General features: G+C 69.1%; 19 protein-coding genes. 8 read left to right on the forward strand and 11 right to left on the reverse strand.

Annotated elements, in window-relative coordinates; all coding sequences use genetic code 11:
- The 10 genes from E8A74_RS05400 to E8A74_RS05445 form a co-directional block, all read right to left on the reverse strand.
- Positions 1–651 carry an NUDIX hydrolase gene (locus E8A74_RS05400; RefSeq protein WP_136927843.1) on the reverse strand — a complete coding sequence of 217 codons (651 nt, stop codon included), beginning with the start codon at positions 649–651 and terminating at the stop codon, positions 1–3.
- Between the two features lie 45 nt (positions 652–696).
- Positions 697–1,785, reverse strand: a complete 1,089-nt coding sequence (locus E8A74_RS05405) for an SPFH domain-containing protein (protein ID WP_232379386.1) — start codon at positions 1,783–1,785, stop codon at positions 697–699.
- Positions 1,786–1,914: 129 nt separating this feature from the next.
- Entirely contained in the window at positions 1,915–3,549 is a 1,635-nt protein-coding gene (locus tag E8A74_RS05410; RefSeq protein ID WP_136927844.1) for an adenylate/guanylate cyclase domain-containing protein, read from the reverse strand.
- A 9-nt stretch (positions 3,550–3,558) separates the two neighbouring features.
- A complete protein-coding gene (locus E8A74_RS05415; protein WP_136927845.1) occupies positions 3,559–3,960 on the reverse strand; it encodes a hypothetical protein in 402 nt (133 codons plus the stop codon).
- Positions 3,961–3,977: 17 nt separating this feature from the next.
- Entirely contained in the window at positions 3,978–5,930 is a 1,953-nt protein-coding gene (locus E8A74_RS05420; protein WP_136927846.1) for a YgiQ family radical SAM protein, read from the reverse strand.
- A 126-nt stretch (positions 5,931–6,056) separates the two neighbouring features.
- Positions 6,057–7,298, reverse strand: coding sequence for a DUF2235 domain-containing protein (locus E8A74_RS05425; RefSeq protein WP_170228874.1), 1,242 nt, complete (start codon positions 7,296–7,298; stop codon positions 6,057–6,059).
- 127 nt (positions 7,299–7,425) lie between these two features.
- Positions 7,426–8,217, reverse strand: coding sequence for a hypothetical protein (locus tag E8A74_RS05430; protein WP_136927848.1), 792 nt, complete (start codon positions 8,215–8,217; stop codon positions 7,426–7,428).
- A 732-nt stretch (positions 8,218–8,949) separates the two neighbouring features.
- Positions 8,950–10,758 carry a hypothetical protein gene (locus tag E8A74_RS05435; protein WP_136927849.1) on the reverse strand — a complete coding sequence of 603 codons (1,809 nt, stop codon included), beginning with the start codon at positions 10,756–10,758 and terminating at the stop codon, positions 8,950–8,952.
- A 119-nt stretch (positions 10,759–10,877) separates the two neighbouring features.
- Positions 10,878–11,576, reverse strand: coding sequence for a hypothetical protein (locus tag E8A74_RS05440; RefSeq protein WP_136927850.1), 699 nt, complete (start codon positions 11,574–11,576; stop codon positions 10,878–10,880).
- An 80-nt stretch (positions 11,577–11,656) separates the two neighbouring features.
- On the reverse strand, positions 11,657–13,210 hold the full coding sequence (locus tag E8A74_RS05445) for a DUF308 domain-containing protein (protein WP_136927851.1): 1,554 nt from the start codon (positions 13,208–13,210) through the stop codon (positions 11,657–11,659).
- A gap of 179 nt (positions 13,211–13,389) precedes the next feature.
- Between E8A74_RS05445 and E8A74_RS05450 the strand changes: the two genes are divergently transcribed.
- From E8A74_RS05450 to E8A74_RS05485, 8 genes are all read left to right on the forward strand, one after another.
- Positions 13,390–14,631, forward strand: a complete 1,242-nt coding sequence (locus E8A74_RS05450; RefSeq protein WP_136927852.1) for a DUF2403 domain-containing lipoprotein — start codon at positions 13,390–13,392, stop codon at positions 14,629–14,631.
- 8 nt (positions 14,632–14,639) lie between these two features.
- Positions 14,640–15,548 carry a glycoside hydrolase family protein gene (locus tag E8A74_RS05455; RefSeq protein ID WP_136927853.1) on the forward strand — a complete coding sequence of 303 codons (909 nt, stop codon included), beginning with the start codon at positions 14,640–14,642 and terminating at the stop codon, positions 15,546–15,548.
- Positions 15,549–15,581: 33 nt separating this feature from the next.
- Positions 15,582–16,928, forward strand: coding sequence for a hypothetical protein (locus E8A74_RS05460; RefSeq protein WP_136927854.1), 1,347 nt, complete (start codon positions 15,582–15,584; stop codon positions 16,926–16,928).
- A gap of 14 nt (positions 16,929–16,942) precedes the next feature.
- The gene (locus tag E8A74_RS05465) at positions 16,943–18,286 is read left to right on the forward strand and encodes a DUF2403 domain-containing lipoprotein (RefSeq protein WP_338089471.1); all 1,344 of its coding nucleotides are present in this window, start codon (positions 16,943–16,945) and stop codon (positions 18,284–18,286) included.
- A gap of 407 nt (positions 18,287–18,693) precedes the next feature.
- Positions 18,694–19,278, forward strand: coding sequence for an RNA polymerase sigma factor (locus E8A74_RS05470; RefSeq protein WP_170228876.1), 585 nt, complete (start codon positions 18,694–18,696; stop codon positions 19,276–19,278).
- Positions 19,275–20,396 (forward strand): FecR domain-containing protein, encoded by a 1,122-nt coding sequence (locus tag E8A74_RS05475; RefSeq protein ID WP_136927856.1) that lies wholly within the window; start codon positions 19,275–19,277, stop codon positions 20,394–20,396. Before E8A74_RS05470 ends, E8A74_RS05475 begins: the two co-directional genes overlap by 4 nt.
- Complete coding sequence (locus E8A74_RS05480) at positions 20,393–21,454, forward strand: hypothetical protein (protein ID WP_136927857.1); 1,062 nt, start codon at positions 20,393–20,395, stop codon at positions 21,452–21,454. Before E8A74_RS05475 ends, E8A74_RS05480 begins: the two co-directional genes overlap by 4 nt.
- 66 nt (positions 21,455–21,520) lie before the next feature.
- Complete coding sequence (locus tag E8A74_RS05485) at positions 21,521–22,417, forward strand: glycoside hydrolase family protein (protein ID WP_170228877.1); 897 nt, start codon at positions 21,521–21,523, stop codon at positions 22,415–22,417.
- 85 nt (positions 22,418–22,502) lie between these two features.
- Here E8A74_RS05485 and E8A74_RS05490 read toward each other — a convergent pair whose 3' ends face one another.
- Complete coding sequence (locus E8A74_RS05490) at positions 22,503–22,952, reverse strand: tellurite resistance TerB family protein (RefSeq protein ID WP_211365294.1); 450 nt, start codon at positions 22,950–22,952, stop codon at positions 22,503–22,505.
- Positions 22,953–23,224 lie beyond the last annotated feature (272 nt).

Below are 23,224 nucleotides of genomic sequence, written 5' to 3' on the forward strand. Positions count from 1 at the left end.
TCAAACGGGCTCTCGATTCCCCCAAGGCATCTCGCGCTCCAGGATCGGCGGCGGCAACGTCGCCCCGATCCCGGCCGCGATCCGCTCGACGAGGTCGTGGAAGATGACCGCGCTCGCGCCGTAGAGCACGCACGCGTCGAGCCGGAAGTGCGGCATCAGGATCTCCGCGCCCCGCCAGTTCAGCATCACCCCGTACCGCGGCGCCTCCCCGCGCAGATACGCGCCCAGCGGCAGCTCGAGCACCTGCGCGATCTCGCCCGAGCACGCCACCGGCGCGAGCCCCTCGCCCACGGCCACGACGTACGGGTGGATCAAGTACCGACCGTTGTACGTCGGCGTCGGCGTGAGCTCGCCGAGATGCGTGATCCCCTCCCCGGCGAGCCCCACCTCCTCGTCCATCTCGCGCAGCGCGGTCGCGTAGAGATCCACGTCGCTCGGCTCTCGTTTGCCGCCGGGGAACGCCACCTGGCTCGCGTGCTCGCGTAGCTCCGCCGATCGCAGGATCGCGATCACCACCGGATCACGCGTGAAGCGGATCGGGATCGCGACGGCCGCGGGGCGCGCGTTCGTCTGGAGCATCGAGATCCACGGGCTCTCCTCCGCCGGCAGACCGGCGAGGGAGCGGCGAACGTCGTCGGGGGAGATCCGCATGCTTCGAGGAGCCTGCCTCAAAGGAGCAGACCACGCCCGCGGCGGTCAATCCTTCTTGGCCTCGTCGCCCGTCACGAGGCCCGGCAGCACCACGCCGCGCGCGCGGGCCACGTCCATCACCTGATCGAGGCCCGCCGACAGGAACGAGAACAAACTCCCGTCGGTCGTCGTCACGTTGACGCGATCGAACGAGGCGCGGAACGCGTTCGCGATCGAGGGCAGCGTCTCGGTCAGCATGATCTCCTGCAGCCGCGCCTCGCCGAGCTCCGGCACGCTGCGCTTCTTCGCCTCGATCTCGGCCTCGAGCTCGGCCGCCGCGCGGCGCGTTTCCAGCGCGATCCGCGCCTCGGCTTGCTCGGCCTCTGCGCGCTCGCGGGCGCGCGCGAGCTCCTCCTCGTGGGCCCTCCGCGCGAGGGCCTGCTTGTGCTCGAGCGCTTCCATCTCGCGCTTGCGCTCGGCCGTGATGCGCGCCTCCTCCTCGGCCATGATCGCGCGCCGCGCGTCCTCGGCCGCTCGCTTGCGCTCGAATGCGAGCCGGTTCTCCTCCACCGCGACCTCCTCCTTCGCGCGCAGCGCATCGAGCGCGAGCTTCTCGCGGTAGGGCGCCTGCAGCCTCGTAAACACCTCCTGCGAGAGCACCTTCACGTCCTGGATCTCGATCGTGTCGATCACCACGCCCCAGCCCGTGCTCGTTCCATCCTGCAAACTCCCCTCGCCTGCGAGCACCGGCGCGATCTCGGCCATCAGCGCGGCCGCGACGCGCTCCTTGCGGTGCGTGAGGCACTCTTCGAGGCGCAGGCCCGCGACGATGCGCCGCGTGGCGCCGACGAACATCTCGCGCAGGATGTCGGTGAGCCCGTGGTGATCCCGATCGATCATCCGGTAGGCGAGCAGCGGCTCGACGATGCGGTAGACCGCGAGGCCCGTCACCTCCACGCCGGCCTTCTCCAGCGTCACCTGATCGGCGCGGAACTGGAGCTTTTGGATCGTGGTCGGGATCAACGTGACGCTGTCCGACGGCCACTTGAAGACGCTCACGCCTTGGCCCGAGCGCTTCACCTTCCCGTCGCGGATCAGGATCAGAAACTCGTGCGGCTCTGCGGTGACACGGCCGAAGTTCGGGATCGTTCGCATGCCGGCGCGAGGGAGCAACCTCCGCGCCAGCGCTGAAATCACGCGCAGCCAGCACGTTTGCGAGGCAAAGGGCCCGCCTCCCGCCTCGCGGCGCGCTCCATTCCGACGCGCGCCGATCCGTTTCGAAGCTCAGGCCGGATCCACGACCGCGTACACCACGATCGGCTCGGCCTTGCCGCGCACCGCCACCGGCGGCATCGGCCGCGCCGTCACGATGTCCTTCACCCGCTCGTGGGCCGCCTCGCTGAGGAGGATGTCCGTCCCGAGCTCCTTCGTGAGCCCCTGGATCCGCGCCGCCACGTTCACGACGTCGCCGATCACCGTGTACTCCATCCGATCGGGGCTCCCCACGCTCCCGGCCACCATCTCGCCCGTGTGCAGGCCGATCCCGATCCGCAGCGCCGCGCGTCCCTCGGCCACCTCGCCCTCGTTGAAACGGGCGAGCGCCGCGCGCACCCCGAGCGCCGCGCGGGCCGCGCATTCGGCGTGATCGGGCGCTGGCACGGGCGCGCCGAACACCGCGAGCAAGCTGTCGCCGCCGAACTTGTTGATGAACCCGCCCTCGGCGCGGATCGGCGGGCTCACCGCGGCGAAGTACCGGTTGAGCAGGCTCACGACCTCCACGGGCGGCATCGCCTCCGAGAGCGACGTGAAGCCGCGGATGTCGGCGAAGATCACGGTCGCGCGCACGAGGCTCCCGCCCATCGACACGCCGTGCTTCATCACCTGCTCGGCGAGCTCGGGCGCCACGTACCGGCCGAACGCGTCGCGCAGCCGCTCGCGCTCCACGAGCCCGCGCGTCATCCGGTTGAAGCCGCGGTACGCCTCGGCGAACTCGTCCGTCGAGGCCACCACGAGCTCCGCGGACACCTCGCCTCGCTCGACGCGCCGCATGGCCTCGACGAGATCCTCGGCCGACGACGCGATGTCGCGCGAGAGCATCGTCGCGAGGAAAAACGCCAGGCTCGATCCGCCGATCACGAGCAGCAGCACCCACACTTCGAGCGGATCCTCGATCCACGCGAACTCGAACATCTGGGCCTTCACGAGCAGACGATCGAGCTTGAGCAGCACCGTGTACCCGAGCGCCGCGAGGGGCACGCACGCGACGAACGCGAACACGAAGAGGAGCTGCGAGCGCATCTTGAGCGGCAGCACCTTGGGCACCGCGTCGCGCGAAGCCTCGTCCACGTGCGCGCGGATGTGCGGGAGCACGGGCTTCACGGCCGACTTCACCGCGAGGTACTCGTAGATCGCGTGGCCCGAGGCGAAGACCCCGACCGTCGCGTAGACGAGGGCGAACTGCCACGGCGCGAGGCCGAGCCCGAGCCACGCGTTCGCGAGCGAGCAGGCCACCGTCAGGCTCACCGCGAGGATCGGCGCGTGCAGGAAGAGCACACGCGCCGCCGTGTACAGCGGCAGGTTCAAGGCGCGCGCGAGCGCCGGCGTCGCGAGCGCTTTCGCCGAAGGCCCTGGCAGCGCCGCGAAGAACGCGCGGATCGGCGCGACGTGCCGCCCGATCACCAGGATGTCGACGACCACCTGCGGCAGCGAGGCCAGCGGCGCGAGCAACCCGAGGACGAGCTGCTTCTGGTAGACGCTGAAGTCGAGGCCGAACAGGAAGAAGAGCGCGCCGATGCCCGTCGCGGCGAGGGCGGCGGTGAGGTAGATCAGGATCAACCGCCGATGCAGCAGCCGCCCCAGCTCGCCCCAGGCGCGCTCTCCGGCCGTCTTCTCGGGCGTCGCCGCCAGCGCCTCCGTCATCGCTCCTCCCTATTCCTCGACGGGATCCCTCGGGCGCTCCGCCAGCACCGGCGCCGCGAGCGCGGCGAGAGATGTCGCGAGCGCGGCCGCCAGGGGCAAGAAGGTTCGTAAGGCCGGCCCCCCATCGATGCGTACCACGCGCGGCCGCGGATCTGCGACCGGTGTGGTCGGCGAAAACGTCGCGAGGAGCCGCTCCCGCTCGAAGTCGAAGGAGAGCGCTCGGAGGACGACGCCTGGCTCGAACGACACGAGCGCCTCGAAGAGCGGCCCCGCCGCGGCGAAGGCCTGCGCGGCTCGCTCCCCGCGCAGATCGACCCCGGGCCCCGCGAAGGGGCACCCCGCGGCATCCGTCGTCGGCACCACGCGCACGTGGTGATCCGCGACGCGCAGCTTGAACGAACGGATCTGCAAGGGGCCCCCTCGTGCTCTTAGCGCCGCACCTCGTGCGGCTTGCGCCCCTTGTTGGTGCACTTGCCACGTTCGGCCCGGGCGCGCTTCATCGCGATGGGCATCGAGCCCTTCCCCGACGCGGGCGGCACCAGGCAATGCGGCTTCGACCCGATGAGATCCGCGCGCCCGGCCTTGATCAAGGCCTCGCGCGCCTCGTCGTGGTGGGCCTGGTCCCAGTAGAGCAAGAGCGCCTTCTGGAGCCGCTTTTCGTGCATCTCCTTGGCCGTATACACCGGCGCCTTCGTGAAGGGATCGATGCCCGTGTAATACATGCACGTCGCCATCGACATCGGCGTCGGAATGAAATCCTGCACCTGCCGCGGCCGCATTCCCTTTTTCTTGAGCCAGAGCGCGAGGTCCACCATGTCCTTGAGCGCCGATCCCGGGTGGCCCGAGATGAAGTACGGCACGAGGAACTGGTTTTTCCCCGCGTCCTCGCTCGCGCACTGGAACTGCTCGGCGAAGCGCTCGTAGCTCTCGATGCCCGGCTTCTTCATCTTGTCGAGCACGTCCTTCTTCGAGTGCTCGGGCGCGACCGAGAGCTGGCCGCCCACGTGCCATTTCGCGAGCTCCTCGATGAATTCGGGCGAGCGCTCGGCGAGGTCGTAGCGAATGCCCGAGGCGATGAAGACCTTCTTCACGCCCTCGCTCTCGCGCACGGCCCGCATCAGATCGAGCAGCGGCTCGTGATCCGTCTCCAGGTTCTCGCAGACCCCGGGGTGCACGCACGAGAGCCTGCGGCATTTGCTCTCGATCGCGGGGTCTTTGCATTTCATCATGTACATGTTGGCCGTGGGGCCGCCGAGGTCCGAGATGGAGCCGCGGAAATCATCCATTCGGCGAAGCGCGCGGATCTCCTTCAGGATGCTCTCGGCCGAGCGCGACTGGATGACCCGGCCCTCGTGCTCCGTGATCGAGCAAAACGTGCAGCCCCCGAAGCAGCCGCGCATCGTCACGATCGAATGCTTCACCGTCTCGAACGCCGGGATCGGCTCCGAATACGTGTAGTGGGCCGCGCGCGCGAAGGGCAGGTCGTAGAGCTCGTCCATGTCCTTCGTTTCGAGCGGGATGGCGGGCGGATTGAAATACACCGCCTCCTCGCCGTGCGCCTGCACGAGCGGCCGCCCGTTGCCCGGGTTCGTCTCGTACTGGAAGCGCCGGCTCATCTCGGCGAACGCCTCCTTGTCCCGGACGACCTCCTCGTAGCTCGGCAGGATCACGGCCTTGCCGTCGCTGACGAACCGGCTCGGCTCGATCTCCTCCCATTCGCCCTTGCGCAGCACGAGGGCCGTACCCCGCACGTCGCGGAGGTCGCGGATCGTCTGGCCCCGCCGCAGCCGCTCGGCGACCTCCCAGACCGGCCGCTCGCCCATCCCGAAAATGAGCAGATCCGCCTTGGCGTCGAGCAACACGCTGCGGCGCACCTGGTCCGACCAGTAGTCGTAGTGCGCGATCCGCCGCAGCGACGCCTCGATCCCGCCGAGCACGAGCGGCACGCCCGGGAAGGCGCGGCGGCAGAGGTTGCCGTACACGATCGTCGCGCGGTTCGGCCGGAGGCCCGTGCGTCCGCCCGGCGAGTACTGGTCCTCGCTCCGGATCTTCTTCTGCGCCGTGAGCTTGTTCAACATGCTGTCCATGTTGCCGGCCGTGATGCCCACGAAGAGCCGCGGCGGCCCCATACGCAGGAGGTCGTCCGTCGTGCGCCAGTCCGGCTGCGAGATGACCCCGACGCGGAAGCCGCGGGCTTCAAGGAAGCGGCCGATCAGGGCGGCGCCGAACGCGGGGTGATCAACGTAGGCGTCGCCGTTCACGAGGAGCACGTCGAGCTCGTCCCAGCCGCGCGCCTCCATCTCGGCGCGGGTCGTGGGCAGGAAACGGCGGAGATCACGCCCCGACGCGTGGGCGCTTTTGCGGATCTGGACGATGGTCACGGCGCTGTGACCCTAGCTTGCCGGGAGCCGCGCGTCAGCGACGGCGGCGACGTAGGCGCGTTTTTCCACGCCCGCCCCCCGCGCCCGGTCCCGCGGATGGGATCCCATGGCCCCTCCGAAGCGCGGTCAGCGTGAGGATCCGGGGCGCTGCTCGGCGGGTGGTTCTCGGAGAGAAGCCGCGAGCGCACTGGCCCAGACAGGGGAGAAGGGCACGTGGGTGGGAGGCGGAAAGACGAAGGAACCCGAGGGGCGATGAAAAGCCGGCGCTGTGGGCAGCCCGAGGTACGGGCTCCTCGCCGCGGCCATCCAACGCGCGAACAGCGTCGTCTGCATCTGCGCGAGAGGCGATCTCGTCGCGAGGAGGGCCGGGGTCGGCGTCATGCCCGCGAGGGCCGGTTGGGCCCACGGGACCATTTGCATGAACAGGTCCTTGTGAACAGAGTTCATGAAAAAGCCACCCATGGGATGGCGAGGAACTCCAAAAAACGCGCGGAGGTCCGTGGTCTTGTTCGTCCGCTCGGGCGTGCGATCCGTCGTGAAGACGCCTTCGCGGCGAAACATCTTGCTGCCGAGGGGACCATTGCCCTTGGTGTAGCGCGACACGTTCTGTTGAATGTTCCCGTAGTGGATCAGGAGCTCACTGGGCGAGAGCAGGGCCGCTCTGACATGCGTCCTGGACTCCTCGTTGATGAACCTCACGGCCCTGTCCGTGACCAGCCTGGTCATGACGCTCTCGGTGCTTCCGCCGATGTCCCCATGGACGCCGGGAAGAACCGCGGCCTGGACGTCCCTGACGCCGGGGTCAATGCGGACGCGCATATTCTCGAAGCCAGGACGCGCTTCGTCCTGGGCCTGCATGAGCATGACTCTGTTGACGAATGCCGGCACGGTGCTCTCCCGGCTTCGACCGGGACCCGGGACGGGATCGAGGAGCACCTGGGTGATGTGGAGATCGGTGACGGGAACGTCGACTCGCTTTCCCCCGATGCTGGACGTCACGCGACCGCCGTTCGCCTTCACGAAGTCGTTCCAATGGAGGACGCCCACGGCGCCGCGGCTGAACCCCACGACGACGACCTCGCGACCGCCGCGGGCAACGTGCTCGGCCACGGCGTCGTTCACGCTTCTGACGTTCTCCTTGAGACCGTACCCGAACGCGGTGCCGGCGACCAACCGGAAGATGCCTCGCATGGCCACGGCGCCGACCGCCTCAGGGCTCATCTCGTGCGGGTCCAGCGTCGGATCGATATGGCGCCCCGCGGCTTCCATGGATCCGGGGCCTCCCACATGCGCCACCCGCCAATCCCCCGCCCCGCCGACCACACTCGCGAGGCGGTTCGTCACCTCGGACTTGGACGATTCGTCCATGGACGTTCCATGACAGACGACCAGAAGCTTTTCGCCGGGCATTGTATACCTTTACAGGCGAAAAAACGCTGGGTCAACGGCTCTGGACGCCGGCAGGGCTCTCCGCGTGGTGCTGGCCCTCGGCCTGTCAGGGTTTCGCCGGCGCCTCTGTCGGCCCGTCTTGCTCGATCTCGCCCGTCTCCGGGTTCACGTCCTCGATGGGCTTGCGCTCGCGCAGGTACCGGCGGATGGCTTCGTTTTGCACGAGAATGGGCTCGAGCAGCGCGCCGCGCGCTGTCCGATCGGCCTCGCTGTCGGAGGGGTACTTGCCGAGGATCATCGCCACGGCTTGCAGCAAGAGGGACTGCCCTTTGGCGCGCGCGTCCTTCACCTTGGCGAACGTCAACGCGCCGCCCGGCCCCTCGATGGCCGCGCGATATTGCCCTTCGAGGTCCTTGAGCCGCCCCACCTGCCGCGTGAGGCCGAGCTCCGTCACGAGCGGCTTGTAATCGGGCTCGTCGACGCGCGACAGGATTCGCTGCACCTCCGCCAGCTCCTCCACGAAGGGGAGCGAGGTGATCGCGCCCGCGCCCTTCGGGAGCAGGACCGCGATCATCTTTTGCGCCGCGTCCGCGAGCGGATCGCCCGGCGCGGAGGCCCGGATCTGCGCGTCGGCGCCGTCGCGGAATGCGGTGATCGCGGCGTCCACGTAAATGTCGATCTGCCTCGCCTCCGGTGAATAGGTCGTGAGCTTGCGTCCCGCCCACTTCGCCTCCAGCGCGCGCGTCTCGGTGTCGTGCGCGATCGCGTGGGCCGCGTGCGCGGCGAGAGCCGCGTGCGACGCGGCCACAGCGGCCTTCCGCACCTGGAAGAGGGCGAAGAGGCGTCGGCCGGTCGAGAACGTATAGAAGCTGAAGAGGGACGCGAGGAGGGGATCCATGCGAGCGGTCCTTTCGGAGATTGAGCCTCAACCTGGGTGGTAGTGAAGCAGCTCGCATGCTGCACGAGGCGCGGCGAGAAAGGCAAGGGAGTTCCGTAGGCGGGACCCCGGCGCGAGCGCGGGAGGGGGTGGGGCTCGTGGATCGCGACGTCGACCCCGAGGAAGGAGGGCGCGGGGGTCCTCGTTTGGAACACGCGCGCGGACCGAAGGGGAGCGCGAGGTCTTCACGTCTTGCCCGGCCCGCGCGCGAGGAGGCCCGTGCCGTCCTGCCTTGCCGCTCGGGTCCCGAGGAAAGCGCCCTTCGCCCTCCTGAGCTCACATCGAAGCACGAGGGGAAGAGGGGCACGGGCGCGTCGATCGGGGTCCGGGGTGGAAGGTTCGAGCGTGGCGGGCGGCGGTCGTCGGGTTCGGATCGGCGCTTTCGAGGGGGGAGCGCTTCCTAGTTCGCGCGTAAGGACGAGGCGGTGAAGGGCGGGTCCGGTTGGGTCCGCGATCGAGAAAGAAGAGAGGAGGCCGAGGGGGTCCCGGGGCGGCATGCGGGAGGCATGCGAGGAGGGCGCGGGGGTCTCGGCGGGGGGTCGAATCGGGGTCCCGGAGCGGAAGCGTCCGTGGGGGCGTCGAGCGCGAGGCGGTTTCGGGAGAGCTGCAGGCGGGCGTAGGCGGTCTTCAAGCTGTTCGTGAACGGTGCCTTCGAGCCGAAGCGCGGATCACCCCTCGGCGCCCGCGCGCCCGCTATTTTTTCGCGCAAAGCTCGGCCCAGTTGGCCTGGTGAAGCGCGACCGGCCTCGGAACCGCGGTCCTCGTGGCGCGCGCCGGCGGAACGAGCACCTTGCCGGTCGGATCGAGGACGGCCACGTACACCTCGCTCACGCAATTGCCCGAGGGAGCGCATGGGCGCGGATCGTCATCGCGGGTATCGGTCCAGGTGGCGAGCAGCCGGCTCTTGTCCGCGGTCGCCCAGAGCCCGTGTGTCCCGCCGGCCGCTTGGCTCAGGAGGACCTGCGGCGCCTGCGCTCCAGGTTCCGACGCAAAGAGCAATCTTCGATCCTCGCTCCACACACGCGTGAGCCGGCTGTCCACCCACGCCGCGGCGCCGAAACGCGCCGTCTGCTGGTCCCAAGGACTCGCCGGCGCGTCGGAGAGCAAGCGGAAGTCGGCGGCCGAAAGCTCGATCGCGTGCAGACCCATGGTATCCCCCGCGATGGCATGATTCACGCCGTTATCGCCAACCACGATGCCCACCCGATCGCCACGCGTGCCGAGCGCGACGAGTGTCCCCATGTCCGCGGGCTTGACCGTGCCGGCGCTCCCCATGAGCGCACCATCGGCAGCAACGCGCTGGAGCCGAAGCTCGGGCCCCCCTTGGTGCCAGGCCAGCAAATAATCGCTGCCGACGGGCTCGAACAACACCTTTCCGCCCGCGAGACCGGCGCTCGATGAAATCGATACCGCGCTCCCCGTGGGCTCGCCCTTCAACCCGAGCGGCCTGAACCTCAAGACCTCGTCCCCGCCCACGCGGCCTTGCCAAACGATACCCGCGCGGGCTCCGGCGCGCGCCAGCGCGAGAAAAACGGGCCGCCCGGGCTCCGTCGAGATCGTCTTGATCGGCCCCGGCCTCGGCGCTCCCTGGCTCGTGTCCACGTACACCAGACGAACGTCGCGGTTCTCCTCGCCACGGGCCGTCGTGAAGGCCACGAGCAGCCCGCCCGGAACGTCCAGCGTCTCGACGAGCCCCAGCCAATCGTTATCGCTCCGCGCGAGCTCGACGGGCGCCCCGACCGGCTCGCCCCGAGGCCCGAGCGGCTGGACGAACACGGCCCCGATGGAGCGCGTCTCCCCAGGCCGCACGTGTGTCTCGGTCCGTCGATACACGAGGAGATAGCCGTCCTCGCGTGCGACGAGCCGAGAGGGCGAGTTCTCCGCATACACGTGCTGCTTGGCCCGCTCGGCCTGCGCGTTGCGGCAGGCCCAGAGCGCCTCCTTGCCGCCGCGAAGGGTGAGCTCGACAGGGTTCGAGACGAGCGCGAGCGGCGTGGCCCCGGGCAGGCCATCCGCCCGGTAGCGCACGCGGAGCGACACCACGCCGGGCCGGGCGTGCGCGAGGACGCGGAACGAAGGCGCCCAGGCGTGCGCGTCCTCGATCTGGAGCTTGCTCCGCGCGCCGAGGACACGTCGATCCTTCGGCTCGATCGGGCTCGTGAGGCCACACCGCGCGTTGGGGGTGAAGCCCAGCGCGTGCGGCAGCGGCTGGCCTTTGGCATCCTCGAAGACGAGCTCATAGGCGGGCTGCCGCATGCCGTCCCAGGAGCCGTCGAGGGGCGGGACGACGACAGCCGCGTCCCCCGAGGCGTTGCGGAACGCGAGGTGAAAGCGGAGCTCATCGCCGACGGCGAGGTCGGTATCGTCGACCGTCAGGACGAGCGAGACGCCCCGCTGCACCTCTTGCGCGGCGACATTTGCAGGGGAAGCGGAGGTGGAGGTGGGCTCGGCGAGCGCCTGGTCCGCGCCGCAAGCGCCGAGCACGAGCAGGGAGAGGAACACGAAGCACCGGTGAGCGACGGGGCTTTGGCCTTGCACGCGTGCATGATGCGAGCATCACGTGCGCCTTGGCAACGGCCGCGTACCGTCCGGAGGGCGATATCCGCCTTCGAGGCGCATGGTTATCTGCGGACGAGTTGTCCCGCGCGGTAGGTCGCCCACGCCCACGCGAGCACGAGCGTGGAGAACACGCCGACGCCATACGCGAGGACGAGCGGCCACACGCCGAGCGACTCACGAATCCCCGCGGCGACGCCGGCGGCGCTGGCGCGGCTGACGCGCTCGACGGAAAGATCCAGGCACTTCGCCGCGTCCTCGCCTTCACACGCGGGGAAAAACGCGCCGAGCTCGCCCCGCACGCCGCGCGCCATCGACGCGGCCATCTGCTCGGTCGTCGCGGAGAGGCTCGTCGCGAGCGGCCCCTGGCCCGTGCGGCCCAGATCGGCCGAGATCCCCTGCGAAAATGCGCGCGCCGCCTGGCCCGCGATCAACTCGACCGGCGTCGCGCGTCGTCCCTCGCGAAAGCCGCCCTCGCTCATAGGCTCGACGTCGTGCGGCATCCCCGACGCCGCGCTCGACGCGCCGAAGACGGCGCCTGCCCCGAGCGCCGCCGCGATCCGCTCGATGTCGCCGAGCCGCTGCGGCTGGCCGAGCTCCTCCGTCACGCTGCCAATGGCGCGCCGTTTCACGCCCTCTGCCAGCTCCTTGATGCGCTCGGGATCGCCGATCTTGCCGGCCAGCTTGCCCATCGCCCCCTCGGCTGCGCCCCGGCCCGCGCGCTGCGCGACGCCACACCCTGCTTGCCACGTAAAAAGGAGCATCAGAGCAGGTCTGCACAAGGAGGCGACGAGATGTGGAATCCTCTTCATAAAGCCTCTCCCGCTTTCTCCCGCGCTCGTCCCTATCGGAGAGGCGCCGCCGAGGCGGGGCCGCCGGGTCGCGGCGGGACGAACGCCCGGATGAGCGCGGCCTTCTTCGGCAATCTTTGCCCGAAGACGCCGGCCAGCATCTCCCCTAGACCGTAATAACAGAGGTATCCGGCAAGCACGAATTTGACCAGCGGCGCCGAGGGCGGCCACAAGAGCAGGAGGAGGCCGGCGATCATCAACCCGACGCCCACGATGGAGAGCCAACGCGAGTCGACCATTCCCTTGAACACGACCGACGCCGCGGCGCGCAGCGCCCCCGAAATGAACGCCCAGATGCCGATCAAGACGACGAAGATCTCAGCGGCATAACCGCGGCGGAGCACCACGAGCCCGAGCAGGATGCCGGCCGCGCCGCGCAGGCGGGAGAAGAGGCGCTTGAGGGGTACCTCGGACCGCGCGGCCCAAAGCGAGATGACGCCGTCGACGAGGGCATAAAGGCCAAAGGTCGTCACGAGCACGCGCCACCCCGCGCTCGCCCCATGACCGATGGAGACGCTCAAGGTGCCGATACCCAAGGCGAACGCCAGCGCGCCCTGCGCGAGGAGGATCCACCGCGCCCGCTCCGGCTTCTTCGGCCTGGGAAAGAGCGTCTTGACGGCGGACTTGGCCGATTGAAACGGATTCTGCACCGCGGAGGGCTCGGCGCGGCGCGGCTCGTCGGGCGCCACGACGGGCATCTCGTGCTCGATGGCGCGGCCGCTCTTCCACGCGAGATGACGAACGTGGCCGTCCGGCGAGATACGCAGGAAGTGGTTGAGCGGGCCCGTCCACGATCCGCTGTTGAAATACCAATCTCCGATCCGGCCCACTTTGTGGGTGTGCCCGAGCACCACCACGTCGTACCCGTCCTTCTGCCGCTCGGCGCGGACGCCGGCCACGTGCTCGCCGAGCCGGTCCGGGTTCTGCGCCGGCGTCAGGGCCGCGTCGGGGCGCAGATCCTCGCGCGTCGCGTGTTTCTTCATCGCTCCGAGGGCGCACCTCCAGATCGTCAACATCGAATCGCCGAACTGCTCGAGCACGTCCTCCGCGGCCTCGCCGCTCCGCAGCAGCGGAGAGCCGTTCTCGTCCTCGAAGACGCCGCCGAAGATGGCGAGCATGCGGCCGAAACCGGGCTGGTCCCCTGCATTGAAGGGATCGGTCTCGTGCCCGTGGCAGAAGCGGAATCGCTTGCCCCCGATCACCCGCTCGAACGGCGCGCGCATGTGGGCGAACAAGGGATGCGCGAGGAGGTCCGTCCCGGCGAAGTGGACGAGGTCGACGTCGTGATTGCCTGGCACGTAGAGGGTCTCCACGGCGGCCAGGTGGTCGAGCAGCTCCCGTCGCTTCACGAAGAGGAGGCTCATGTTCATCTGCCAGAGTTCAAAAAGATCGCCGAGGATGAAGAGCTCGCCTCCCTCGGCGCCGACGTGATCGAGGAACGCGCGCAGCTCTCCCGTCTTCTTGCCTGCCTCGAAGTTGTCGCGCGCGCCGCCGTCACCGAGATGAAGATCGCTGATGACGAAGATGTCTCTGGCTGTACGATCCATCGCCCTCCCCCACACGAGCGCCTAGGGCCGGCGAGCCCTGGGAGCAAGCAAACGAACGCATCTCGATCTGCGACGCGTGCCCCGGCCCCGGCAGCACGTGCGCGCGACAGGTGGGCGAAGGTGGGAACAATCTCGCCTCCCTGTGAGCCGTTTTCGCGCGTCGATCCACTTGCTGCTCGATGAGGCTCGTTTCGCTCTTCGTTCGTGTGGTTCTCGTGATGCTCGCCTGCGGCTGCGGAGGGGGCGGCGGCCCAGGCAACACTTCCTCCTCCGACGGGGCCGGGGGGAGCGGCGGATCAACGGGCTCCGGCCCCCAGAACCCGGAGCCGAGCCCGCCGACGCGGGGCGGGACCATGACGTTCACCAACGTCGGCGCGCCCGGGTGGTGGCCCCGCCGAATCGACCGCGAGGCCGGCGATCCCGCGTGCACCTACAAGGATGGGAACGACACCTGGGGAGGGCACTGCTGCATGAAAGAGCAGCACACGACGAGCGAGACGCTCGCGCCCTTCGACGAGGAGATGACCTTGATCATGAAGGCCCTCCGCCTCAAGCAGCTCGCGGTCTACCAGCCGGGCGAAGACCCGTCGTCGTGGTCTTTGGTCTCGTCGTGGGACGCGCAGAGCGGCCACGGCAAGAACCTCGTCGTCACCAACGGGCAGATGACGTCCGCCGACTTCACGGGCGACCTCACGAAGAAGGATTGCGTCAACTACTTCATGCAAGAGACGCCGTTCGCGTGTGGAGACGGGAAGGATTACTATTGCCCGAACGATCCGGGCATCAACCACCTCGGCTGGAAGGGCTCGAAGCTCATCGTCTTCCGCGCGTCGATGACGTTCGACGACGCGGGCGTCGAGAAGTGCGACGGCGGCGGGCAAGGCCACCCGGGCCCGTGGGTCGCGTTCGTCGCGTCCGAGCTGATTCGCGACGGCGGCCGCAAGTGGAACGGGCTCTGCAATTGCTACTCGAAGACGGGCACGGTCGGTGACGGCTGCGGCGAGATCAACGTGTTCGAGGTGGTGATGGACAACAACCCATACTCGAACCGCGAGTTCATGAGCACCGGCGTCCGTTCGTTCCAGGCCGGCCACGTCGGCGGCAATGTCTGCGGGGAGGGCTGCGATCGCGACGCCTTCGCCGACGACGTCGAGGTCGTCGACGCCTGCACGAAAAAGGCCTACACGACGGGACCCGAGATCGCGGTCGGCGGCGATTCGGACGGCTGCCCTGTGTGGCGCCGGCCCGTCGGCGATCGTTATTTCATGATCCTGCTCGACGAGAAGCAGCGACAAATCCAGGTCGCGGTGATGCACCCCGACAACGTGCCTGCCGCGGCCGCGGCGATGCTCCCGTCGCTGCCCGGCGGCCTCTCCCGAACGACCATCGACGCGCTCCTCTCGATGCGCCTGCCCGAGTGATCGAACCCATGCTTCACGACAAACGACTTCCATGGCTTTTGGCCGCGGTGATGGCGGCGCTCGTCTCGGTCTCTTGCGGCTCGAGCGAGCCGGCTCCAGGCCCCGGCGGCGGCGGGCCGCCGATCACCCATTCCACCGGCTGCAAGCGCGGCGTCGCTTACGGGTACCATTCGAAGGCGGACATGGCGGCGCTCTCGCCGGCGGTGTCGTGGTGGTACAACTGGGCGCACGTACCGGACGAGGGCGTGAAGCCCGACGTGTACAAGACGCTCGGCGTCGAATACGTTCCGATGGTGTGGGGCGGCGGCGGCCTCGATAGCAATCGCGCCGCGGAGATCGCGGCCGAGATCCCCGACGGGGTGAACTTCTTGCTCGGCTTCAACGAGCCGAACTTCGGCGAGCAGGCCAATATGTCGGCGGCCGAAGCCGCAGCGCTCTGGCCGCACGTGGAGGCGGTCGCCGACGCGCGTGGCCTCGCGCTGGTCTCACCCGCCGTGAACTTCTGCGGTGGATCGTGCCAGGAGACCGACCCCTTCAAGTACCTCGACGACTTCTTCGCCGCCTGCGAGGGGTGCCGCGTCGATTCCATCGGCATCCACATCTACACGGCCTGCCAGGGCGACGGGACGAACAAGGCCCGGTGGCTCATCAACCACATCGAAACGTACAAGACGCGGTTCGACAAGCCGCTCTGGCTGACCGAGTTCGCGTGCGACAACGCAGGCTCGCTCGCCGAGCAAAAAGCCTTCCTGGTCGACGCGCTCGATTATCTGGAGAACGAGCCGCGTATCGCGCGGTACGCGTGGTTCTCGGGTCGACCCGACAACGTGGCGAACGCGAGCCTGCTGGGGGACGACGGCGTGTTGACGGAGCTCGGCCAAGCGTACGTGGCCGCGCCCCAAACGTCCTGCGAGTGACGGGTCCGCTTGATTGGAATGGAGGTGCTCTCGATGAAAAGCGCAATCACGTTCGGAATTGGCATCGGCATGGGCCTCCTGTCCGGCGTCCTCGCCGGCTGCAGCGGGGGCGAGGGCGCGGACGGCGACACCGGAAAGCCCTGGGTCGACAACGGCCCTGACAACCGCCCCGAGGACGCCTGCCTCGCGGAAGGTGTCGACAACACCACGCCCTTCTCCAAGACGTACCGGGTCAAGCACATCGGGGACACGACCTTCCAGGGGACTCCGTACGAGATCGTCGCCTCGATGCCGTGGACCTACACGCTTCAGGCGGTCCAATGCGAAAAGACATTCCCGATGGTGGAGACCGAGACCCACTACATCGTGGAGAGCGACTTCGAGCTCCCGTACATCAAGGGAATCATGGACGACGTCGCCTGGACGCCCGGCGAAAGGAACAAGGGCTGGTCGATTGGATCCAACGACGATCCCGGCGAGCTCATCGAGAAGAATGGAGGGATGCGCCCCTTCATTTATCACGTGAACGGCGGCTACGAGTACGGATACTCCGTCTACAACAAGGACCCGCTCCCCGGCGACCCGATCAACTTCACGGGCTTCCGGCCGACGTGGGTCGTGCACCCCGACGGCGACGGCTACGAGATGTTTTTCCTCAACCCGGCGGCGCCCGACTCGCAGGGGTTCGAGTGGCCTCGCCACGGCGCGAACTGGCAGCTCAACTTCGGGCTCTACGTCGATCCCACGGGCCACGTCTACGTGCCGAAGCCGGAGAAGGCCAAGCTCGCCAGCCACGACGAGGGCTGGGACGATTACCACGGCTGCGTGACCATCAACAAAGCCAACGCGCCCATCCCGACGACACGGACCCAGTTCCCCGGCAACGAGTCGTATTACGCGTCCGAGACCTTCCTGCCCGGCTACGCCGCGCCCGGCGCTCCTGGGCACAAGTACTGGGGCCACAAGGGCCGGCCCATGGAGGAGGTCGCCATCTGGGAGGACGACGGCGCCCCCGGCCTCAACTCACCCGGCAACTACCACAAGCCTTATTCGGGCGGGTGTGACAAGGCCGGCTACAACTTCGCCCACGCCGAGGGCTTCACGTGGCCCGAGCTGCGCGCCGCGCGGACGCAGATGGGCGACATCCCGACGAAGGATCAGCTCTACAAGATCACGCTCTACAGGTACCTCGGCAAGGACGGGACGACCGAGCTGCTCGGCACGCTCTCGTACGAGCAGCAGGAGAACGGCGAGTGGATCCCCACCGGATCGGGGCCCGAGGTCCATTCGCTCAACGACAAGAACGGACGCTGGATCATCAATGGCCCCGTCTTCCAGGACCGCGGGGATCATGTCTTTGCGATCCTCGAGGATCTTTGAGCATGGGCTTCGCCATGAGGTTGTCTTCGCGTCGCCTCCTCGGGCTGGGTCTGCTCGTCGTCTCGGGCGTGATCACGGCCGGGGCGTGCAGCTCGAGCGAGGGCGGCGGCGGCTCCGGCCAGGCGGGAGACGGCCCGCCGCTCGGCGATCCGGACACGGGGACCTGGCTCGATCTCGGCAACACGCACGCGCCGCCGCACGAGCCGGCGGTCCCGACGAACACGGGCGTCGTCACGCGCGGCGGGACGTTGACGTTCACCAACATCGGGGCGGAGGGGTATTGGGGGCGTCGCATCGAAGCCGAGCCCGGGGACCCTCGCTGCGACGTGCAATCGGAGACCATCGACTTCGGGTGGGGCAGCGAGTTCTGCTGCCGGACCAAACACGAGGTCACGTCGAACCTCCTGACCCCGTTCAACGAGCAGCTCACGATGGTGCTCGACGGGCCGCTGCGCGTGAAGCAGTTCGCCGTGTATCAGCCGCTCGCCGATCGCAAAGGCCCGTGGGCGATCCGTTCGTTCTGGGATCGGCGGACGCCGGAGACGCCCTACAATTTCCAGTTCTCCGGACCGAACAACGCCTCGGTCTTCGGCGGTGACCTGGGCAATAGCTGCACCTTCTTCGCGATGCAGCAGAACAAGTTCCCGTGCGGGCCCGGCAGCGACCCGTACTGCCCGGGGTCGGGCCTCGACTACGACGGGTGGCCCGGCTCGAAGCTGGTCGTGCTCCTCGCGTCGATGCCTTATGCCGACGATCCTTCGGTGAAGCCGCTGAGCTGCATCGCGGCGGACCAGGACGAGCGAGAGCAGGATTCGCCGTGGATCGGGATTTCTCCCTCCGAGCTCAATCGTGACGGCTGGTCTGGGTACCACCCGTGCCATTGCTTCAACAACACGAACAACGGCCAGCTCGGAGACGGTTGTGGCCAGATCAACGTGTTCGAGGTCATCGCCGAGGCGTCCGGGCCTCAATGGGGCAACCGCGACGTCATCAGCACGGGCATCCGCTCGTACCAGGTGGGCTCCCTCGGCGGCGTGACGTGCGGCATTCAGTCGTGCGGGATCGAGCAGTTCCCCGCGGACGCCGATCTCCTGGACGTGAACAGCCTGACCGCGATGCAGGCAGGCGCGGTCATCGACGCGGATCACCCCGCGACGAAGGAAGGCCCGGCGTGGCGGCGCGCCCTGGATGATCGTTACTACCTGTTCTTGCTCGACGAGCTCTCGCGCACGGTGCAAGTGGCCGTGATCCATCCGGGCAAGATCCCCGAAGCCGCGCACGCCATCGTCCCCGCGCTCCCCAACACGGTCCCACGAGCCGTGATCGACGGGTTCGTGAGCCTCCGTCTGCCCCAGTAGCCCGAAGCCGCCGCCGCGCCGGGGCGCTGCCCCGGTCCCCGCGGGGGGCTGTCCGCCCCCTCGACCCCGGACCAGCGAGGCGCTGGACCCAGGGTTGAAAAACTGCGCTCCGCGCAGTTTTTCAAACAGGCCGACGAAGCACCCAGGTCGCCAGCCGAACCGGCAGCGCGGCTGTCTTGGTTGGCAGGGTCGTCGCCAGTCTTGACCGGGCCTGTTCGATGAACTGCGCATCGCGCAGTTCATCGAGCTTGGGTCCAGCGCCTCGCTGGTCCGGGTGCAGGGGCGGACAGCCCCTGCTGGGGCCTGGGGCAACGCCCCAGCTCCCGGTCGCCGAAGCGCGAAAAAAAAAAATCGCGTGTCGGGTGAGCCGTTTCGTGCGATCGACCCACTTTGCTCGTGGACCCTTCATGGCCGAGCCCGTCACGAGACTGGACCCGCGGCGGAGCGACGCGGCGCTCGTCACGGCTGCGCTCGAAGGTGACGAGCGGGCCAAAGAGGCGTTGTTTCGCCGGTACGTGGGGATGGTGAGCGGACTCTCGTTCCGGCTGCTCGGACGCGACGAGGAGCTCGAGGACATCGTGCAGGAGAGCTTCGCCCAGGCCTTCGCCGCGCTCCACAAGCTCGAGCGGCCCCAGGCGTTCGCGGCGTGGCTCTCGTCGATCGTGACCCGTGTCACGATCGCGACCATCCGGCGCCGGCGGCTGCTTTCGCGCCTCGGGCTCCTGCGCGGCGAGCCGGTGCACCTCGAGACGATCATCGCGTCGACGGCGCCCCCGGACGTCGTCGCCGAGCTCACGGCGGTCTACGGCCTCATCGCCAAGCTGCCCGTGAAAGAGCGCGTCGTGCTGATCCTGCGGCGGGTCGAGGAGCTCTCGCTGGAGGAGGTCGCCGCGCAGACCGGGTGGTCGCTCGCCACCGTCAAGCGCGCGCTCGTCCGCGCGGAGGGCTTGCTCGACGTTTCGCGTGCGCGCGGGGGGGAGGAGGAGGGATGAGATCGGTGTCGCGTCGCCGCACCGCGGACTTCGTGAGCCCGCCGCTGAGTGAGGCGCGCATCACGCGGATGTGGTCGGCCATCGCGAGCGCCGAGCGTGCGCGGCTCCGAGGATCGGAGAGCCCACGTTCGGAGGCGCGCTGGACGATGCGCTGGCGGGCCGCCTCGATCCTGGCCGCGGCGCTCGGGGTCGTGGCGCTCGTCCTCGGCGTGCGGCTCCGCTCGCCGTCGAGCCCTGCGATGGCGGGGCTCGTGATCGACACGGGGGCGGCGGTCCAGGAGGTGTCCCTGCCCGACGGGAGCATCTTGAGCCTGGCCGCGGCGACGCGCCTGCACGTGCTCTCCGCGACCGCCCACGAGGTCCGCCTGCGCCTCGAGCGCGGCAGCGTGATCTGCGACGTCGTGCACCGCGAGGAGCGCCGCTTCGTCGTCGCCGCGGGAGACGTCGAGGTGGAGGATCGAGGCACGCGCTTCGCGGTCGACGTGCGCCCGGAAGCGGCGCGAGAGGTGGTCGAGGTGCGCGTCGAGCGTGGCGCGGTCGAGGTGCGCGACGCGACGCAAACGGTCCTCGCGACGCTCAAGCCGGGGCAGGATTGGAAGAGCCGCGGCCCCGAGCCGCTCACGGTGGGGCCCCTCCTCGCCCCGCAGGGCAGCGGCGAGCCGGCGGCGCCGAGCGCGTCGGCCTCGGCGGCGAGCGCGCCGACGAGCGCGCCGGCGCCTTTGGTGTCCGCTCGATCGGCGCGCGCTCTCTCGCCCGAGGCGCTCTTCGACCGCGCGAGCGCGGCGCGGCTCGACGGGCGCCACGCGGACGCGGCCGCCGACTTCGAGCGGTTCTACCGGCGCTTCCCCGACGATCCGCGCGCCGGGCTCGCCGCCTACGAGCTCGGGCGCATCCGCCTCGGATCACTGCGCGATCCGCAGGGCGCGGCCGCGGCGTTCGAGGCCGTCCTCGAACGGCCGAGTGATCCCTTTCGCGAAGACGCGGAGGCGGCCCGCGTCGAGGCGCTGGCGAACCTCGACGACCGGGAGGCCTGCCTGCGCGCGCGCGACGCGTTCCTCGCGCGTTACCCGCGGAGCCTGCAGGCCGGGCGCGTGGCGAGGCTCTGCGGAGGCCCATGAGGACAGGGCTTCGCCTCCGCCTCACCGGCGCTTTGCTGCTCGCGCTCGGCGCGCGCGCGGCCCCCGCCGAGGCCGCGCCTCCGCCCCCGCAGGCTGGGAGCGGTCGCGCGGTGGTCGAGCTCGTGCTGGAGGTCGAGCCTCCGGATCGCATCATCGGGACGGCCCTGGAGCGGCATCTCCGCGCCGAGCTCGGCGCGCGCGACATCGACGTCGTCGTCGTCCCGAGCGCGACGCCCGCGGCCCCGTCCACGGGTCCGCGCCCCATCGCTCGGATCACCCTTCACGTCGAGCACCAGGCGAGTGGTGCTTTCCTCGCGACCATCCGGGTCGGCGATCTGATCATGGACAAGCGCGTCGAGCGCACCCTCGATCTCGGACGAATCCCCGCGAACGGCCGGGCGCTCGCCGTCGCGGCGTCGACCGACGAGCTGCTCCGCGCGAGCTGGATGGAGCTGACGATCGCCGACGCGCCGGCGCCGATCCTCGCGCCGCCTCCGCCCGTCCTGCGCGCGATCTTGGCCCCGGCTCCGCCTGCGCGCGCGCGGCCGCCGTTCCTCGAGATCGGCCTCGCCGGGACCGCGGTCGACTTCTTCGGCCACCGCGTGGGGTTCGGCGGCGCGGCGTGGGTCGGCGCCTGGTGTATGTCGCGCCTCCTCTTGGAGCTTCGTTTCGCGGCCGATTTCGGCCTCCCGCGCGCGTCCCTGCACGGCTCGGCGCGCGCGGACACCCTCGGCCCGGGCCTCGGGTTGGCCTTCGCGTTCCTGCCTCCCGAAGCGCCGCTCGGCGTGCGGCTCGAAGCGAACGCGGACGTGGTGCGCGTCCACCTCGTCGGCTCGGCCTCCGGCTCTGCGACGGCGAGCGACGGAGCGCGCTGGACCGGTCTCGCCGGCGGGACGGTCCGCGGCTGGGCGCGGACCGGCCCGATCGCCTGGACCCTCGGCGTCGGCGCGGTCGCCGCGTTGCACTCGGTCGCGGCAACCGACGACGGCGCCGTGGTGACCGCGATCCAGGGCGTCGGGGGCAAGATCGACGCGGGGATCTCCTTCGACCTTCGCTGACGAGCCGTTTCCGGCGCTCGATCCACTTCCTCCTCGATGCAAAGCCCTCTGCCTCTCCTCGCTCGTGTGTCCATCGGCCTCGCAGGGGCCCTCACCGCCTGCGGCTCGAGCAGCGTCGAGGTGCTGCACACGGGCACGGGGGGCTCCGGCGCGGACGCCTCGAGCGGGAGCGGCGCATCCGCGTCGTCGGGCACCGGCGGCGCTGCCCCGGCCGCGTGCAAGCGCGGGGTCGCGTACGGCTACCACTCCGTGGCCGACCTCACCGCGCTCTCGAAGGGGATCGGCTGGTGGTACAACTGGGCGACGAAACCGGACAACACCGACGTCGCCGATGCCCATGCCGGGCTCGGCGTGGAGTATGTGCCCATGGCGTGGGGGGAGGCCTCCCTCGTGGGGCTCTCCGCGGAGGTCCCGGCCGACGCGCGTCATCTCCTCGGCTTCAACGAGCCCAATTTCGGCTCGCAAGCGAACCTCACGCCGACGCAGGCGGCCGCGCTCTGGCCTCAGATCGAGGACTTCGCGGAGCAGCACGACCTCGTGATCGTGTCGCCCGCCGTCAACTTCTGCGGGGGCACTTGCAACGTGGCCGACCCGTTCGAGTGGCTCGACCAGTTCTTTGCCGCGTGCCAGGGCTGCACGGTCGATGCTATCGCCATGCACTGGTACGCGTGTGACGGCAGTGCGCTCACCTGGTACCTCCAGCAATTCGAGAGCAAGTACACGCAAAAGCTCTGGCTCACGGAGTTCTCGTGCCTCGACGGGAGCGACACCTCCGAGCCCGCGCAACAAGCCTACATGAAGGCCGCGCTCGCGATCCTCGAGGCCGATCCCAGGGTCGAACGTTATGCGTGGTTCACCGGGCGGAGCGACTTCACGCCCAGCATCGATCTGCTGGGCGCGGACGGTGAACTCACCCCGCTCGGCCAGACGTATGTGAACGCCCCCGCGAGCTGCAAGCCGTGATCGACCGCGCAGCCCCTCACGTCGTATTCGGCGCCGATGGAGGGCGCGGTCGAGTATGCCGGTATCTCGCGAGGCCGCCCGCCGCCTACAGGGGCGCCCCCTCCGGATACACCAGCTTCAGCCGCTTCTCCCGCAGCCGGGCTTCTTCGACGCAGACCTCTTCGATTTGCCGGACCACGTCCTCGGAAACCCCGAGCTTCGCAGCCATCCGGATCACCATGGCCCTCTCCGCGTCACTGTATTGTCCATCGGCGCTGCAGGCCTGGATCGCGTCGTAGACGAGGAAGCGCCGTGAAGCGTTCGTCGCCGGCGTGGTGGAGATGAACTTCTCGATGTCTTCGTCGGCCTTGTAGGACTTGAGCTCGTCCAGCACCGCGTCCGGCGCGCCGAAAGCAGCGAAGTACCCGATCACCCAGTCTCGCTCCAGGGGCGCAAGCTTGCCGTCTCCGTTGGCACAGATGAGGATCGCCTTCGAATAGCCTTCGAAATCATCAGTCGTTGGGATCGTACTGAAGCTGGTCTTCTGCTTGAACAACCAAAGAATTCCTCGGTCTCTGTTCGTCGTCATGCTCATCCCTCGGTGTCGTGATGGTCGCGTCTTCGCGCGGAACGCGCCTTCGCCTCCGCTTCGCCGTCGAACGCTAGCGCATCTTCGCGGCTTTGCGTTTGTATACGGAAGCGGGGAAGGATCATGCCGGACACTGTCCGATTCGAAGGATTGCATCGCCCTTCGCCCGCTGCCAAGGGGAGCACGGGCGTGCGCTCGACGCGCTCCTCTTTGCTCTCACGACGAAACGCCTGCGCTCC

This window comes from Polyangium fumosum (assembly GCF_005144585.1).
GTDB lineage: Bacteria > Myxococcota_A > Polyangia > Polyangiales > Polyangiaceae > Polyangium > Polyangium fumosum.